Below are 302 nucleotides of genomic sequence, written 5' to 3'. Positions count from 1 at the left end.
GACTACAACACGACCCCGGTGTTTAGTAATGGCGTCACCTTGGTCGGTGGCAATGTGATAGTACCGAGTGGTGTGACGGCCTTTACGGTCACGGTGAGCACGATTGATGATACGGTGATTGATTCAGCGTCCCCTGAAACACTGCCTTTAGTGATAGGCGGCGCAACGGGTACCGGCGGCATCTTAGACAATGAGAAACCTGCGATCACCACGATAGAACCAGGTGCGCCAGGTGCTGGTGACGACAATGTGGTCGAAGGCAACAACTTGGTCTACACCGTCAGTCTGTCGGCAGCGACGAA

At 54.6% G+C, this 302-nt stretch carries 1 protein-coding gene; it reads left to right on the top strand.

Annotated elements, in window-relative coordinates; translation table 11 throughout:
- Window positions 1-302: hypothetical protein (locus ACO0KZ_RS20515; RefSeq protein ID WP_422998651.1), on the top strand; the 302-nt coding region annotated here is incomplete at both ends.

Origin of the sequence: Undibacterium sp. Di24W, assembly GCF_049340325.1 — a bacterium.
In the GTDB taxonomy this organism is placed as follows: Bacteria; Pseudomonadota; Gammaproteobacteria; order Burkholderiales; family Burkholderiaceae_D; genus Undibacterium.
This window is presented reverse-complemented; position numbering and strand designations above follow the sequence as displayed.